The organism is Streptomyces gobitricini, assembly GCF_039532985.1.
Classification (GTDB): Bacteria; Actinomycetota; Actinomycetes; order Streptomycetales; family Streptomycetaceae; genus Streptomyces; species Streptomyces gobitricini.
The window spans coordinates 1-14998 of the sequence record NZ_BAAASR010000048.1 but is presented as its reverse complement, the minus strand read 5'-3'; the positions used below and the strand labels follow the sequence as shown (position 1 = coordinate 14998).

The 14998-nt window shown below is 71.3% G+C and carries 14 protein-coding genes and 1 pseudogene; 7 read left to right on the top strand and 8 right to left on the bottom strand.

The window, feature by feature from the left end:
• The first annotated feature begins 102 nt into the window (after window positions 1-102).
• A complete protein-coding gene (locus tag ABD347_RS28360; RefSeq protein ID WP_344366549.1) occupies window positions 103-1257 on the top strand; it encodes a glycerate kinase in 1155 nt (384 codons plus the stop codon).
• Window positions 1258-1331: 74 nt separating this feature from the next.
• On the opposite strand, the gene ABD347_RS28355 is transcribed toward ABD347_RS28360, so the two are convergent.
• Window positions 1332-2519 carry a PucR family transcriptional regulator gene (locus ABD347_RS28355; protein ID WP_344366548.1) on the bottom strand — a complete coding sequence of 396 codons (1188 nt, stop codon included), beginning with the start codon at window positions 2517-2519 and terminating at the stop codon, window positions 1332-1334.
• 181 nt (window positions 2520-2700) lie between these two features.
• On the opposite strand from ABD347_RS28355, the gene ABD347_RS28350 reads away from it, so the two are divergent.
• Genes ABD347_RS28350 through ABD347_RS28325 form a run of 6 tightly spaced genes read left to right on the top strand, consistent with a single transcriptional unit; the run spans window position 2701 to window position 8086 of the window.
• Window positions 2701-3495, top strand: coding sequence for an ABC transporter ATP-binding protein (locus tag ABD347_RS28350; RefSeq protein WP_344366546.1), 795 nt, complete (start codon window positions 2701-2703; stop codon window positions 3493-3495).
• Window positions 3492-4262: an ABC transporter ATP-binding protein gene (locus ABD347_RS28345; protein WP_344366543.1), complete on the top strand. Its 771-nt coding sequence runs from the start codon at window positions 3492-3494 to the stop codon at window positions 4260-4262. Before ABD347_RS28350 ends, ABD347_RS28345 begins: the two co-directional genes overlap by 4 nt.
• Window positions 4259-5149: a branched-chain amino acid ABC transporter permease gene (locus tag ABD347_RS28340; RefSeq protein ID WP_344366540.1), complete on the top strand. Its 891-nt coding sequence runs from the start codon at window positions 4259-4261 to the stop codon at window positions 5147-5149. The genes ABD347_RS28345 and ABD347_RS28340 overlap by 4 nt, the downstream gene beginning before the upstream one ends.
• On the top strand, window positions 5142-6212 hold the full coding sequence (locus ABD347_RS28335) for a branched-chain amino acid ABC transporter permease (RefSeq protein WP_344366538.1): 1071 nt from the start codon (window positions 5142-5144) through the stop codon (window positions 6210-6212). The genes ABD347_RS28340 and ABD347_RS28335 overlap by 8 nt, the downstream gene beginning before the upstream one ends.
• Window positions 6209-7480, top strand: coding sequence for an ABC transporter substrate-binding protein (locus tag ABD347_RS28330; protein ID WP_344366535.1), 1272 nt, complete (start codon window positions 6209-6211; stop codon window positions 7478-7480). The genes ABD347_RS28335 and ABD347_RS28330 overlap by 4 nt, the downstream gene beginning before the upstream one ends.
• Before the next feature lie 54 nt (window positions 7481-7534).
• Window positions 7535-8086, top strand: coding sequence for a GNAT family N-acetyltransferase (locus ABD347_RS28325; protein ID WP_344366534.1), 552 nt, complete (start codon window positions 7535-7537; stop codon window positions 8084-8086).
• A 297-nt stretch (window positions 8087-8383) separates the two neighbouring features.
• Here the strand turns inward: ABD347_RS28325 and pssA are convergent, their stop codons facing one another.
• The 7 genes and pseudogenes from pssA to ABD347_RS28290 form a co-directional block, all read right to left on the bottom strand.
• Window positions 8384-9247 carry a CDP-diacylglycerol--serine O-phosphatidyltransferase gene (gene pssA, locus ABD347_RS28320; protein ID WP_344366582.1) on the bottom strand — a complete coding sequence of 288 codons (864 nt, stop codon included), beginning with the start codon at window positions 9245-9247 and terminating at the stop codon, window positions 8384-8386.
• Complete coding sequence (locus tag ABD347_RS28315) at window positions 9240-9887, bottom strand: phosphatidylserine decarboxylase (RefSeq protein ID WP_344366531.1); 648 nt, start codon at window positions 9885-9887, stop codon at window positions 9240-9242. Before ABD347_RS28315 ends, pssA begins: the two co-directional genes overlap by 8 nt.
• 167 nt (window positions 9888-10054) lie before the next feature.
• Entirely contained in the window at window positions 10055-11260 is a 1206-nt protein-coding gene (locus tag ABD347_RS28310; RefSeq protein ID WP_344366530.1) for an acyl-CoA dehydrogenase family protein, read from the bottom strand.
• Between the two features lie 2 nt (window positions 11261-11262).
• Window positions 11263-11775, bottom strand: coding sequence for a MaoC family dehydratase (locus ABD347_RS28305; RefSeq protein WP_344366528.1), 513 nt, complete (start codon window positions 11773-11775; stop codon window positions 11263-11265).
• A 105-nt stretch (window positions 11776-11880) separates the two neighbouring features.
• Complete coding sequence (locus ABD347_RS28300; RefSeq protein ID WP_344366527.1) at window positions 11881-12843, bottom strand: HpcH/HpaI aldolase/citrate lyase family protein; 963 nt, start codon at window positions 12841-12843, stop codon at window positions 11881-11883.
• Complete coding sequence (locus tag ABD347_RS28295; protein ID WP_344366525.1) at window positions 12840-14861, bottom strand: protein meaA; 2022 nt, start codon at window positions 14859-14861, stop codon at window positions 12840-12842. The genes ABD347_RS28300 and ABD347_RS28295 overlap by 4 nt, the downstream gene beginning before the upstream one ends.
• A pseudogene (locus ABD347_RS28290) lies at window positions 14861-14998 on the bottom strand (crotonyl-CoA carboxylase/reductase); the annotation flags it as partial. The gene ABD347_RS28295 and the pseudogene ABD347_RS28290, both read right to left, overlap by 1 nt.

Here is a 14998-nt window from a genome sequence, read left to right as displayed (position 1 = left end):
ACCAGCGGGTCCGTACGCCGGACAGGGGGTGGCACAGCGTCTCACCCTCCGGATAGGGTCGGCCTCGGCGCGACTGCCTGTTCGAAAGCAAGGGATGCAAGGGTGACGGACGGAGCAGTAACTGAGGCCGCGCGCGTGCTCGTCGCGGCTGACAAGTTCAAGGGTTCGCTCACGGCCGTACAGGTCGCGGAGCGGGTGACGGCCGGGCTCCGGCGCGTCGTCCCGGGGCTCGAGGTGGAGACCCTGCCCGTGGCCGACGGCGGTGACGGCACGGTCGCCGCCGCCGTGGCGGCCGGGTTCGAACGGCGTGAGGTGCGGGTCACCGGCCCTCTCGGCGCGCCGGTGACCGCCGCGTACGCGCTGCGCGACGGCACGGCCGTGGTGGAGATGGCGGAGGCGTCGGGGCTCCAGCTGCTGCCCGAGGGCGTCTTCGCCCCGCTGACGTCCACCACGTACGGCTCCGGCGAGCTGCTGCGCGCCGCGCTGGACGCGGGCGCGCGCACCATCGTCTTCGGCGTGGGCGGCAGCGCCACCACCGACGGCGGCGCCGGGATGCTGGCCGCGCTCGGTGCCCGGTTCCTGGACAAGGACGGGGAGCCCGTCGGGCCGGGCGGCGGGGGCCTCAAGGACCTCGCCACCGCCGACCTGTCGGCTCTCGACGCCCGCTTCTCGGACGTGGAGCTGGTCCTCGCCAGCGACGTGGACAACCCGCTGACCGGACCGAAGGGCGCGCCCGCGGTGTACGGGCCGCAGAAGGGCGCCTCCCCGGAGGACGTCGCGGAGCTGGACGCCGCGCTCGCCCACTTCGCGTCCGTCCTCGCCGACTCGCTCGGCGCCCGCGCCACCGAGCTGGCCGAGTCGCCGGGCGCCGGCGCGGCGGGCGGCATCGGGTACGGGGCGCTGGTCGCCCTCGGCGCGGGCTTCCGCCCCGGTATCGAGGTCATGCTGGACGTCCTCGGCTTCGGCCCGGCCCTGTCCCGGGCGACCCTGGTCATCACCGGCGAGGGCTCCCTCGACGAGCAGACCCTCCACGGCAAGGCCCCGGCCGGTGTCGCGGCGGCGGCCCGCGCGGCGGGCGTCGAGGTCGTCGCGGTCTGCGGCCGTCTCGCCCTGCTGCCCGAGGCGCTGGGGAGGGCGGGCATCCGCCGTGCCTACTCGCTGCTGGAGCTGGAGCCGGACCCGGCGAAGTGCATGGCGGAGGCGGGCCCGCTGCTGGAGCGCCAGGCGGCGAACCTCGCGCGCGACTTCCTGACGTAGGACGCTCCCGCCGGCCCCGGGGCCCCGGCAGACGGGCCCCCGGGGCCGGCCCCGCCCGTCCCCCTGCGCGCGCGTCACCCCGGCGACAGCCGGAAGGCGTCCAGCGCGAGCGTCATCTCCGTCAGGTCCCGGGGCCGGGACAGCGAGCGGGAGGTGAGCTGTTCCAGGCGGCGCAGCCGGTTGAAGACCGTGTTGCGGTGGCAGTACAGGCGGCTGGCCGCACGGCCCGCCGAGCCCTCGCAGTCGAGCCACACGTCCAGCGTCTCCAGCAGCACCGCCCGGTCCGCCGGATCCAGCTCCAGCAGGCCGCCCAGCACCTCCGACACCAGCAGCGACGACAGCTCGGGCTGGCTCACCACCAGCGCGCCGGGCATCCGCCGGTCCAGGCGCACGATCGCGGGCGCGTCCGCCGGACACGTACGCAGCGCCAGCTCCGCCAGGTGCCGCGCCCGGCCCAGCTCGGTCAGGCCCACCACCACCGGGCTGATCCCGCCCGGACCGGGGCACCGCCCCTCCATCAGCGCCGCCAGCGCGTCGAGCCCCGTACCCTCGTCCAGCGACACCACACCGACCTCGCAGTCGGTCCGCATCCGCCACACGAAGCGCAGCCCCTCCGCCTCCAGCCGCCGGTGCGTCAGGTCCCGCCGGGCCGTGCGCAGCACCACCACCGCGTACCGCCCCCGCTCCGGCAGGTCCAAGCCCGCCGCCGCCCGTGCCGCGACCTCGGCCGACCGGCCCCCCTCCAGCAGCGCGTCGAGCAGCGCCTGGAGCTGTTCGTCGGTACGGCGCCGCAGCTCCAGCTCCGTCGCCCGGTACGCCTCCGACGCCGTGTCCGCCTGCTCGTCCACCGCCGACCACACCATGGTCGCCGACTGCATCAGGACCCCGAGACGCCGCGAGTCCGCCGAGGCGCCCTCCAGGAGCGCGTCCCACACCTGGTGGCCGGCGAGCCGGTAGGCGTGCACCATCAGGTCCAGTGGCAGCCCCTGCTCCGCCCTCCGCCGCCCCAGCCACTCCGCGTGGTCCAGATCGCGACGCGGCGAGGCCCTCGGCGCCGAGATCGTCTCGATGCCGATGCGCATCGCGTCCCGTGCCTCCTGCCAGTGCTGGTCGTAGCCGATGACACGGTCGTACGCGGGCGAGTACGCGTGCAACTCCCGCAGATGCTCGTCCACCAGCTCCGGAAGCCGCTCCAGCAGCGCCGCGCACGCCTGAGCGAGCAGTTTCCAGTCGTCTCCCGTACGCGGTCTTCGCGCTCCCATGGCCCGGAGGATGCCACTGCCGCACCCCTTCGCGCACGCCCCTGACACGCGGTGTTGTGCGCGTGCACAACCCGCCGCCGTGCCTGCTGGTCACCGGCAGCGATTGTCGTCACGACCGTGGACGGGTGGCCGGAACGGTGTTGGGGTGAGCGCCACCGAACACACAGACGAGGGGAAATCCATGAGCGCTGCCGCCCTGCACGTGCGGGGGCTGACAGCCGGGTACGGGCCCGTGACCGCCCTGCGTGATGTCTCGCTGGACGTACCGGAAGGCGCCTGCGTCGCCGTTCTCGGCGGCAACGGGGCCGGCAAGTCCACGCTGCTGCGCGCCCTTTCGCGCACGCTCGCCTTCCACGGCGGCGCCGCCACCGCCGGCACCGTCACCTTCGCGGACCGCCCGCTGCACGGCCTGCCGCCCGACCGGGTCGTCGTCGCAGGGCTGTGCCACGTCCCCGAGGGCCGCCAGGTGTTCGCCCGCATGACGGTCGAGGACAACCTCCGCGCGGGCGCCCTCACCGCCCGTACCGGGAAGGCCGCCGCCCTCCGCCGCGTCCACGAGCTGTTCCCCGTCCTCGCCGAGCGGGCCCATCAGCGCGCCGGGCTGCTGTCCGGCGGCGAACAGCAGATGCTCGCCGTCGCCCGCGCCCTGATGGCCTCCCCGCGTCTGCTGCTGCTCGACGAGCCGTCCCTCGGCCTCGCCCCGCTGATGGCCGCCCGGATCGCCGACACCGTCCGCGAGATCAACGCCCAGGGCACCTCCGTCCTGCTCGTCGAGCAGAACGCCGCCCTCGCGCTGCGCCTCGCCTCCCACGCGTACGTCCTGGAGGTCGGTGAGGTCGCGACCGAGGGACCCGCGGACGAGCTCGCCGCCTCCGACGAGGTGCGCCGCCGCTATCTCGGCGTCGTCGACGAACAGGCGGCCGCCGACCCCTCACCCGCGGCGGTGCCCCGTCTCACCCGCTGGGAGGACGCATGACGACCCTCGAAGTCCGCGACCTCACCGTGCGCTTCGCCGGCCTCACCGCCCTCGACGGGGTGAGCTTCACGGTGGAGCCGGGTACCGTCCACGCCGTCATCGGCCCCAACGGCGCCGGGAAGTCCACCACCTTCAACGTGCTGTCCGGCGTCTACCGCGCCACCTCCGGCAGCGTCCGGTTCGACGGCCACGAGCTGACCGGCCTGGCCCCGCACCGCATCGCCGCCCTCGGCGTTGCCCGGATCTTCCAGAACCTCGCCCTGCCGCCCTACGCCAGCGTCGCCGACGCGCTGATGCTCGGCCGCCACCGCCTCACCCGCGCCGGCTTCGTCGCCACCGGGCTCCGCCTGCCCTCCGCCACCCGGGAGGAGGCCCGCCACCGCGCCCGCGTCCGCGAGATCGCCGACTTCGTGGGCCTCGCCGACAAACTGGACCACCCGGCCGCCTCCCTCCCGTACGGACAGCAGAAGCTCGCCGAACTGGCCCGCGCCCTGTGCATGGAGCCGAAGCTCCTCCTGCTCGACGAACCGGTCGCCGGCATGACCGGCGACGAACGCCGCCGCACCGCGGCCGTCATCGCGGGCGTCCGCGACAGCCTCGGCATCTCCATCGTCCTCGTCGAGCACGACATGGGCGTGGTGATGCGGCTCGCCGACTCCGTGACCGTCCTCGACTTCGGCCGCCGGATAGCCGACGGCGCCCCCGCCGACGTACAGAACGACCCGGCCGTCGTCCGCGCCTATCTCGGACAGGAGACCGCCGAGTGACCACCTTCGCCGAACTCCTCCTGGGCGGAGTGGCCCTCGGGTCCGTCTACGCCCTCATCGCCCTCGGCTTCGTGGTGATCTTCCGCGCCACCGAGGTCGTCAACTTCGCCCACGCATCGCTGCTCCTCGCGGGCGGGTACGTCACCGCCGTCCTCCATGACGACATCGGCTTCTGGCCGGCGCTCGCCGTCGGCATCGCGGGGGCCGCGCTCGTCGGCGCGGCCGTCGAGTTCCTGGTGATGCGCCGCTACCGGGGCCGGGACCACAGCGTGCTCGCCATCGTCACGATCGGCGTGGACATCCTGCTGACCACCGAGCTCGTCCGTCGCATCGGCACCGACGTGCTCTCCCTCGGCGACCCGTGGGGCGACGCGGTCGTCACCATCGGCTCCGTCACCATCGCCCAGACACGGATCGCCGCGTTCCTCGCCGCCGCGCTGCTGATCACCGCGTTCCTGCTCGCCTTCCGGTTCACCTCCTGGGGCGTCGCCATGCGCGCCGCGGCGGAGAGCCCGTCCACCGCCGCGCTGATGGGCGTCCGGCTCGGCCGGGTCTCGCTCGGCGCGTGGGCCGTGGCGGGCGGGCTCGCCGCCGTCGCGGCGCTGTTCCTCACCGTCTTCCCGACCCCGGGGCTGGAACGCTCCACGTCCCTCGCCGCCCTCAAGGCCTTCCCCGCCGCCATCCTCGGCGGACTGGACTCCACCACCGGCGCGCTCGTCGGCGGACTGCTCGTCGGCATCACCGAGTCCCTCGCCACCGGCTACCAGGGCGACCTCGCCTTCCTCGGCCGCGGCATCGGCGACCTGGCGCCCTACCTCGTCATGATCGTGGTCCTGCTGATCCGCCCCGCCGGGCTCTTCGGTACGAAGGAGCTCGCCCGTGTCTGACACGTTCACCCGACCCCGTACGTACCTGTGGGTCCTCGGCGCGGTCCTCCTCCTCGCCCTCCCTTTCTACCTGGAACGCTTCTGGCTCCAGGCCGGGCTGTTCGCGATGGCCGCCGCCATCGGCGCGATCGGCATCAACCTGCTCACCGGCGCCACGGGCCAGCTGTCCATGGGGCACGCCTTCTTCCTCGCCGTCGGCGCGTACGGCTACTGCGCGTTCGCCGGGGACGGGAGCGACGGACTGAGCGGCCTGGGCCTGCCCGGCTGGCTCGCCGCCGTGGGCGCCGTGGCGCTGGCGGGGGTGGCGGGCGGCCTGTTCAGCCCCATCGCGGGCCGGCTGCGCGGTGCGTACCTCGGTATCGCGACCCTGGCGCTGATCTTCATCGGCCAACACGTGCTGTTCAACGCCCACGACCTCACCGGCGGCTTCAACGGCCGGGCCGTCCCACCGCTGAACCTGCTCGGCGTCACCTTCGACGAGAGCGAGCTGCTCGTCGCGCAGATCCCGTTCGGTGCCGCCGAGAAGCTGTGGTACCTCGGTCTCGCCCTGCTCCTGGGCTCCGCCCTGTTCGCCCGTGGAGTGCTGCGCGGCCGGCCGGGGCGGGCCCTGAACGCCATCCGCGACCACCGCATCGCGGCGGGTGTCCTCGGCATCCCGGTGGCCCGCTACCGCGCCGCCGCGTTCGTGCTGTCGTCGATGTACGCGGGGCTGGCCGGCGTCCTGCTGGCCCTGGTGTTCCAACGGACCGTGCCGGAGTACTTCGGCATGCTGCTCTCCCTCGAGTACCTCGCCATGATCGTGATCGGCGGGCTGGGCTCGGTGGCGGGCGCGGTGGTCGGGGGCGTCTTCGTCTCCCTGCTGCCACAGGTTCTCAACCGGTACAGCGACGCGCTGCCGCTGGTGTCCGCCCCCGGAACGGGCGGGATCGCACCGGGCGAGGCGTCGCGCTACCTGTACGGCGCCGCCGTCGTGGCCGTCGTGCTCTTCCTGCCCGGCGGCCTGGTCCGGCTGGCCGCCCGGCGTCCCGCAAAACCCTCAGGTACCACAGCGGAGGAACGATGACCATGCGCAGACACCGGCGGCTCGCCGCCACCCTCACCGCGCTCGTCGCGCTGACGGCGGCCGCGGGCTGCAGCTCCAAGGCGAAGAGCGGCGATGACGCCGGCGGCCAGGGCGCCGACGGGGTGAAGACCGGCAGGGGCGTCGACGCGAAGGCGATCCAGCTCGGCGTCCTCACCGACATGACGGGCGTGTACGCCACGCTCGGCAAGAGCGTCACCCAGGCGCAGCAGCTGTACGTCAAGCAGCTGAACGCCGCGGGCGGTGTCTGTGGCCGCACGGTGGAGCTGACGATCCGCGACCACGGCTACGACCCGCAGAAGGCGCTCGCCGGCTACACCGAACTGGAGCCCAAGGTGCTGGGCTTCCCGCAGTTCATCGGCTCGCCCTTCGTGGCGGCGGTCAAGCAGCGCGTCGACGGCCAGGACAAGGGCCTGGTCCTGCCGCAGGCGTGGTCGGCGTCTCTGCTGGGCAGCCCGCACATCCGGGTGATCGGCTCCACGTACGACATCGAGACGATCAACGCGGTGGACTTCCTGCTCAAGGAGAAGGGCCTGAGGAAGGGCGACAAGCTGGGCCACGTCTACTTCGAGGGCGACTACGGCGAGAACGCGCTGAAGGGCTCCCGGTACGCGGCCGAGCAGGCCGGACTGACGGTCGTCGAGCAGAAGATCAAGCCGACCGACAACGACATGTCGGCGCAGGTCGCCGCACTGAAGCAGGCGGGGGTCAAGGCGGTCGTCGTCAGCGCCGGCCCGCGTCAGGCGGCCTCGCTCGTCGGCGTGGCGGCCGCGGTGAAACTCACCGTCCCGGTCATCGGCAACAACTCGGCCTTCGCGCCGCAGCTGCTGGCCACGCAGGCCGGACCGGCACTGGAACGCATGTACTACGTGGCCACGCCCAGCCTGCCGATCGGCGCCGACACCCCGGTCGCCAAGAAGCTCGTCGCGGACTACCGGGCGGCCTACCCCGAGGACGCCCTCGACAACGGCGTCGTCGCCGGCTGGTCGGCCGCCCAGGTCTTCGGCGAGGCGCTGAAGAAGGCGTGCGCGGACAAGGACCTGACGCGCGAGGGAGTCGGCAAGGCGCTGCTGACGCTGAACGCCCACGACGCGGGCTTCGGTATGACGCACGACTTCTCCGACCCCCAGGCGCCGTCGTCGCGGCAGAGCGCGATCATCCAGCCCGACAAGTCCGTCCCCGGAGGTGCGCGCGTGGCACGCGAACCCCAGGTCTCGGACGCCGCCAAGGCCTTCACACCCGGCGGCTGACCGGAGGGACGGCCCCGTCACACCGGCGAAACCCCGCCGTGTGAAGCTCTGCTCATGAGCGACGCACTCCGCACCGAGTACCGGATCGAGCCCCTCACCGCCCAGCAGGTCCACGACGGGGCGGCTGAGGGGCTCGCCCCATTGCTGCGGGACGCCGTCGAGGGCGGCGCCTCCGTGGGCTTCCTGGCCCCGCTGGACCCCGCCGAGGCGGCCGCCTGGTGGCGCGACGCCGCCGAGCAGACCGCCAGGGGCGTACGGAGCGTCTGGGCGGCGTACGGGCCCGGTGGCGCCGTCTCGGGCGTGATCACCCTCGTCCGGGCGGCCATGCCGAACCAGCCGCACCGCGGCGACATCGCCAAGCTGCTGGTCCACCGTGACGCCCGCGGCCGCGGCCTGGGCTCCCGGCTGCTCGCGACGGCCGAGGAGGCGGCGGCCGCCGGGGGCCTCACCCTGCTCGTCCTGGACACCGAGACCGGCAGCGCGGCCGAGGCCCTGTACCGCAAGGCCGGCTGGATCCGCGCCGGAACCATCCCCCACTACGCCCTCACGCCCACCGGCACCCCGCATGCCACCACGTACTACTACAAGGTCCTGGGCGGCGCCTGAACCCCGGGGCCGATCCTCCCGGACACGGCCCGGCGTGTCCTCGCCCCCGCACACCGCCACGCCACAAACCCGCGCGACCCAGCCGCACGCCACACCCCCGCACGGCGCAACCCGCACGGACCGCATCGCGCCCCCCGCCCCCGGGGCACGGCCGGCCCCAGGCCCCCAGGCCCCAGGTCCCGGGCCCCAGACCTCCCGGCCCCCGGCGCCCGCCCCCGGCGTGGAGCGCGACACGCGGAAGGGCCCGGGTGCGTCTCCCGCACCCGGGCCCTTCCGTCATCCATGCCCGTCCTGGAGCTACGGCAGCTGTGCCGCCCGCGCCTCCCGGCTCTCGCGCCGGTTGTCGCGGAAGGTGTTCACCCGCCGGGCCGTCGCGAAGAGGGGGATCACGGCGCCCAGGACCACCTGGAGCGCGCAGCCGGTCTGGAGCAGCAGCTGGCCGCCCGGCGCGTCGAACGCCCACGCCGCCAGCAGGCCCATCGCCCCGACGATCCAGCTGAGCATCGCCACCGCGAGGACGCCCCGCGGCTTGGGGTACTCGACGCGGCTCACCATCAGCCACGCCGTGCCGATGATCGCCAGCAGCGTCGGGATGAACGGCAGCCCGAGCAGCACGATCGAGACGACCGTCAGCGCTCCGAAGGGGCTCGGCATGCCTTGGAACATGCCGTCCTTCAGGGTGACGCAGCTGAATCTGGCGAGCCGCAGCACCACCGCCAGCAGCACCACGATCGCGGCCACGGCCGAGACCCGCTGGTGCGCGTCGTCGGCGACCATGCCGTACACGAGTACGAAGTACGCCGGGGCCAGACCGAAGCTGATCAGGTCCGACAGGTTGTCCAGCTCGGCACCCATCGGCGAGCTGCGCAGCTTGCGCGCGACCAGCCCGTCGAAGAGGTCGAACACCGCCGCGCAGAGCATCAGGATCACGGCGGTCGCGGCGGAGTGCCGGGCCATGCCGACCTCGTCACTGCCGGTGAGGTGCGGGATCAGGATGCCGGTGGTGGTGAAGTACACCGCCATGAAGCCACAGGTGGCGTTACCCAGCGTGAGCGTGTCCGCTATTGAGAGACGCAGCGACAGCGGCATCTCCTCGACTTCCTCGCCCCGGTCCGCCTCGGCGTCGGCGACCCAGTCGGCCCGTGTGTCGGGATCAATCACGGTCAATTCGAGTCACCCCCGCAGTCGTGGTCTGACCGACCTCGACAGCGACGTCGACACCTTCCGGAAGGTAGATGTCAACGCGCGATCCGAAGCGGATCAGACCGATGCGCTCGCCCTGCTCGACCTTGGTCCCCTGCGGGATGTACGGCACGATGCGGCGGGCGACCGCACCTGCGATCTGCACCATCTCGATGTCACCGAGCTCGGTGTCGAAGTGCCAGACAACGCGCTCGTTGTTCTCGCTCTCCTTGTTGAACGCCGGCACGAACCCGCCCGGGACGTGCTCGACGGACGTGACCGTGCCGGCCAGCGGGGCACGGTTGACGTGGACGTTCAGCGGGCTCATGAAGATGGCGACCCGGGTCCGTCCGTCCTTCCACGGCATGATGCTCTGCACCACTCCGTCTGCGGGCGAGATGACCCTGCCCTGCGCGATCTCGCGCTCGGGGTCGCGGAAGAACCACAGCATGCCCGCCGCCAGAGCGGTGGTGGGCACAGCGATGGCCGCGGCGCGTGTGGAACGGCGCGAGCGGGCAAGACTGAGTGCAGCGGTGGCGACGGTCGGCAGAAGCCACGGCGATGCTCCGCGTGCGATGCGGACGCGGCCGCGAGGTGCAGAGGTTTGGCTGTGGGGCATGGATGACCTTCGTAGCGGTGATGCCGCGCGAGTGCGGGGGACGGCGGCTTTTTGGCGATGCTATCGGTTGCGGGCCGCAACTGGGCAAGCCAGAAGCCGAGTCGGCGGCCGGAAGACGATGACAGGGTGTGATCTTCTTCGCGGCCAAACCGGCTCAAAAGCGACAATCACCCCTGGAATCGGTACTCCTCGAGCAACCGACGCCCAATGATCATTTTCTGGATCTCGGCGGTACCTTCACCGATGAGCAGCATCGGCGCCTCCCGGTAGAGACGCTCGATCTCGTACTCCTTCGAGAACCCGTAGCCGCCATGGATACGGAAGGCGTCCTCGACGACCTCCTTGCAGTATTCGGAGGCGAGGTACTTCGCCATCCCTGCTTCCAGGTCGTTTCGCTCCCCGGAGTCCTTTTTGCGTGCTGCGTTGACCATCATGGCATGAGCAGCCTCCACCTTGGTAGCCATTTCGGCCAGCTTGAACTGGATCGCCTGGTGCTGGGCGATCGGTTTGCCGAAGGTCTGGCGTTGCTGGGCGTACGAGACACCCAGCTCGAAGGCACGCTGCGCCACGCCGCAACCACGGGCCGCGACATTCACGCGGCCGACCTCGACGCCGTCCATCATTTGGTAAAACCCTCGGCCGGTGGCCCCGCCCAGGACACGATTGGCCGGAATGCGCAGTCCGTCCATGATGAGCTCGGTGGTGTCGACACCCTTGTAGCCCATCTTGTCGATCTTCCCGGGGATGGTGAGGCCGGGCCGGACCTCTCCGAAGCCGGGCTCCTTCTCGACCAGGAAGGTCGTCATCGACTTGTGGGGGGCGGAGCCCTCGGGGTGCCCTTCGTCACTTCGGACGAGAACGGCGACCAGCGTTGACGTCCCGCCGTTCGTCAGCCACATCTTCTGGCCGTTCAGGACGTACTCGTCACCGTCCTTGACCGCCTTGGACGTGATGGCCGACACGTCCGAGCCGAGTGCCGGCTCCGACATCGAGAACGCGCCCCGCACCTCGCCGGCCGCCATCCGGGGCAGGAAGGTGTCCTTCTGCTCCTGCGTACCGTGCTGCTTGAGCATGTACGCGACGATGAAGTGGGTGTTGATGATGCCGGACACCGACATCCAGCCGCGCGCGATCTCCTCCACGCACAGCGCGTACGTGAGCAGGGACTCGCCCAGACCCCCGTACTCCTCCGGGATCATCAGGCCGAAGACACCCAGCTCCTTGAGCCCGTCGACGATGTCCTGCGGGTACTCGTCACGGTGCTCCAGCTCGGTCGCGACCGGAATGATCTCCTTGTCGACGAAGTCCCGGACCGTGGACAGGATCTCCTGCTGGACATCCGTCAGACCGTGGGTCTGCGCGAGTCGGGCCATGACTACTTCTCCTGCGCCTTGAGTTCCGGGCGGCCGGGCTGCTCGCCGCCGCGCTCCTTGATGTACGTCTCGGTCGGGACCATCACCTTGCGGCGGAACACGCAGACCAGCGTGCCGTCCTGCTTGTAGCCCCTGGTCTCGACGTACACGATCCCGCGGTCGCTCTTCGACTTCGACGGGGTCTTGTCGAGGACGGTGGTCTCGCCGTAGATGGTGTCGCCGTGGAAGGTCGGCGCCACGTGCCGCAGCGACTCGATCTCCAGGTTGGCGATCGCCTTGCCGGACACGTCGGGTACGGACATGCCCAGCAGGAGGGAGTAGATGTAGTTGCCCACGACGACGTTCCTGCCGAAGTCGGTCGTCTTCTCCGCATAGTTGGTGTCCATGTGGAGGGGGTGGTGGTTCATGGTGAGCAGGCAGAAGAGGTGGTCGTCGTACTCGGTGACCGTCTTCCCGGGCCAGTGCTTGTACACGGCGCCGACTTCGAACTCTTCATAGGTGCGACCGAATTGCATGGGAGCTGCCCTTCCGGGGGGTCGGGTGGATCGTGACGGGGAGGGGCCGGGGGCCGTCCCGCCCGGCGTGCCGGGGACGGTGCGGCCCGTCCGGTCGTGCCGCCGTCAGGCGGAGGGGGCTTCGAACTTCGAGGTACGGGTCATGCCGGCGGCACGGCCCTTGCCGGAGATGACGAGCGCCATCTTGCGGCTGGCCTCGTCGATCATCTCGTCGCCGAGCATCGCGGAGCCCTTCTTGCCGCCCGCCTCGGACGTGTAGTAGTCGTACGCGTCCAGGATCAGCTCCGCGTGGTCGAAGTCCTCCTGGGAGGGCGAGAACACCTCGTTGGCGGCGTCGACCTGCCCCGGGTGCAGCACCCACTTGCCGTCGAAGCCGAGCGCCGCGGCGCGGCCGGCCACCTCGCGGAAGCCGTCCACGTTCTTGATCTGCAGGTACGGGCCGTCGATCGCCTGGAGGTCGTTGGCGCGGGCCGCCATCAGGATCTTCATCAGGATGTAGTGGTACGCGTCGGCCGGGTAGCCGGGCGGCTGCTCGCCGACGACCAGCGACTTCATGTTGATGGACGCCATGAAGTCGGCCGGCCCGAAGATGATCGTCTCGATGCGCGGCGAGGCCTGCGCGATGGCGTTGACGTTGTTGAGCCCCTGGGCGTTCTCGATCTGCGCCTCGATGCCGATCCGCCCCACCTCGAAGCCCATCGTCTTCTCGATCTGGGTCAGCAGCAGGTCCAGCGCCACGACCTGCTCGGCGTTCTGGACCTTCGGCAGCATGATGCAGTCCAGGTTCGGCCCCGCCCCCTCGACGACGGTGACGACGTCGCGGTACGTCCACTCCGTGGTCCAGTCGTTGACCCGCACGACCCTGGTCTTGCCCGTCCAGTCGCCCTCGTTGAGGAACGTGACGATCGTGTGCCGGGCCTCGGGCTTGGCCAGCGGCGCGCACGCGTCCTCCAGGTCCAGGAAGACCTGGTCGGCGGGGAGGCCCTGGGCCTTCTCCAGGAAACGCGGGTTGGAACCGGGGACCGCCAGGCAGGAGCGGCGCGGGCGGAGACGGTTGACGGTCGTCATGCGGGGACCTCCGAGCTTTCGAGGGGGCTGAGCTTGTTCGCTGTACGGATCTCGTCGACGATACGGCCGATGATCTCCGTGATGCCGAAGTCCTTCGGTGTGAAGACGGCGGCGACTCCCGCCCGCTTCAGTTCGGCGGCGTCGGCGCCCGGGATGATCCCGCCGACGATGACCGGGATGTCGCTGGCGCCCGCCTCGCGCAGCCGGGCCAGCACGTCCGGCACCAGTTCGGCGTGCGACCCGGACAGGATCGACAGCCCCACGCAGTGCACGTCCTCCGCGAGGGCGGCGTTCACGATCTGCTCGGGGGTGAGCCGGATGCCCTGGTAGACCACCTCGAAGCCGGCGTCACGCGCGCGTACCGCGATCTGCTCGGCGCCGTTGGAGTGCCCGTCCAGGCCCGGCTTGCCCACCAGCAGCCGCAGCCGCCCGGCGCCCAGCTCCTCGGCTGTCCGCGCCACCTTCTCGCGCACGGCGGCGAGCGGGGTGCCCTCCTCGGCGGCGATCGCGACCGGCGCGGACGACACGCCCGTCGGCGCCCGGAACTCGCCGAAGACGTCCCGCAGCGCCCACGCCCACTCGCCGGTGGTGACGCCCGCGCGGGCGCACTCCAGGGTGGCCTCGAACATGTTCGCGTCCCCGGCCGCGGAGGCCTTCAGACGGGCCAGGGCCTCCTGGGCGCGGGTCTCGTCGCGGTTGTCCCGCCACTCGTGCAGCTTCGCCACCACCCGCGCCTCGTTGGCCGGGTCCACCGTCATGATGGCGGTGTCCAGGTCCGCGGTGAGCGGGTTCGGCTCGGTCGTCTCGTAGATGTTGACGCCGACGATCTTCTCTTCGCCGGCCTCGATGCGGGCCCGCCGCTCGGCGTGCGAGGACACCAGCTGCGACTTGAGGTAGCCCGACTCGACGGCGGCCATCGCGCCGCCCATCTCCTGGATCCGGTCGATCTCCGCCAGGCACTCGTCGACCAGGGCGTCCGTCTTGGCCTCGACGACGTGCGAGCCGGCGAAGATGTCCTCGTACTCCAGCAGGTCGCTCTCGTGCGCGAGCACCTGCTGGATGCGCAGGCTCCACTGCTGGTCCCAGGGGCGGGGGAGGCCCAGGGCCTCGTTCCAGGCCGGGAGCTGGACGGCACGCGCGCGTGCGTCCTTCGACAGCGTCACGGCGAGCATCTCCAGGACGATGCGCTGGACGTTGTTCTCCGGCTGCGCCTCGGTCAGGCCGAGGGAGTTGACCTGGACGCCGTAGCGGAAGCGGCGGTGCTTGGGATTCTCGATCCCGTACCGCTCCCGCGTGATCTTGTCCCAGATGCGGCCGAAGGCGCGCATCTTGCACATCTCCTCGACGAAGCGGACGCCCGCGTTCACGAAGAAGGAGATCCGCGCGACCACCTCGCCCTTGCGCTCCTCGGGCACCTGTCCGGAGGCGAACACCGCGTCGAGGACGGCGATCGCCGTCGACATGGCGTACGAGATCTCCTGGACCGGTGTGGCGCCCGCCTCCTGGAGGTGGTAGCTGCAGATGTTGATCGGGTTCCACTTGGGGATGTGGTTCACCGTGTAGGTGATCATGTCGGTGGTCAGCCGCAGCGACGGACCGGGCGGGAAGACGTGCGTCCCGCGCGACAGGTACTCCTTGACGATGTCGTTCTGCGTCGTCCCCTGGAGCTTGGTGATGTCCGCGCCCTGCTCCTCCGCGACCACCTGGTACAGGGCCAGCAGCCACATGGCGGTGGCGTTGATGGTCATGGAGGTGTTCATCTGTTCCAGCGGGATGTCCTGGAACAGCCGGCGCATGTCACCGAGGTGCGAGACCGGGACCCCGACCCGGCCCACCTCCCCGCGGGCGAGGATGTGGTCCGGGTCGTAGCCCGTCTGCGTCGGCAGGTCGAAGGCGACCGACAGACCGGTCTGGCCCTTGGCGAGGTTGCGCCGGTACAGCTCGTTGGACGCCTCGGCGGTCGAGTGACCGGCGTACGTCCGCATGAGCCAGGGGCGGTCCTTCTTCCGTTCCGGCATCAGATGTTCCGGAAGCGGTTGATGGCGTCGATGTGCTTGTCCCGCATCTCCTGGTTCTTCACGCCGAGACCCTCCTCGGGGGCGAGGCACAGGACGCCGACCTTGCCCTGGTGGAGGTTGCGGTGGACGTCGTACGC

Bases quoted from the DNA above. Each gene is read 5' to 3' on its own strand.
- ABD347_RS28355 (WP_344366548.1), bottom strand. From the start codon at position 2,519: ATGGGAGCGCGAAGACCGCGTACGGGAGACGACTGGAAACTGCTCGCT.
- ABD347_RS28350 (WP_344366546.1), top strand. From the start codon at position 2,701: ATGAGCGCTGCCGCCCTGCACGTGCGGGGGCTGACAGCCGGGTACGGG.
- ABD347_RS28345 (WP_344366543.1), top strand. From the start codon at position 3,492: ATGACGACCCTCGAAGTCCGCGACCTCACCGTGCGCTTCGCCGGCCTC.
- ABD347_RS28330 (WP_344366535.1), top strand. From the start codon at position 6,209: ATGACCATGCGCAGACACCGGCGGCTCGCCGCCACCCTCACCGCGCTC.
- ABD347_RS28325 (WP_344366534.1), top strand. From the start codon at position 7,535: ATGAGCGACGCACTCCGCACCGAGTACCGGATCGAGCCCCTCACCGCC.
- ABD347_RS28315 (WP_344366531.1), bottom strand. From the start codon at position 9,887: ATGCCCCACAGCCAAACCTCTGCACCTCGCGGCCGCGTCCGCATCGCA.
- ABD347_RS28310 (WP_344366530.1), bottom strand. From the start codon at position 11,260: ATGGCCCGACTCGCGCAGACCCACGGTCTGACGGATGTCCAGCAGGAG.
- ABD347_RS28305 (WP_344366528.1), bottom strand. From the start codon at position 11,775: ATGCAATTCGGTCGCACCTATGAAGAGTTCGAAGTCGGCGCCGTGTAC.
- ABD347_RS28300 (WP_344366527.1), bottom strand. From the start codon at position 12,843: ATGACGACCGTCAACCGTCTCCGCCCGCGCCGCTCCTGCCTGGCGGTC.
- ABD347_RS28295 (WP_344366525.1), bottom strand. From the start codon at position 14,861: ATGCCGGAACGGAAGAAGGACCGCCCCTGGCTCATGCGGACGTACGCC.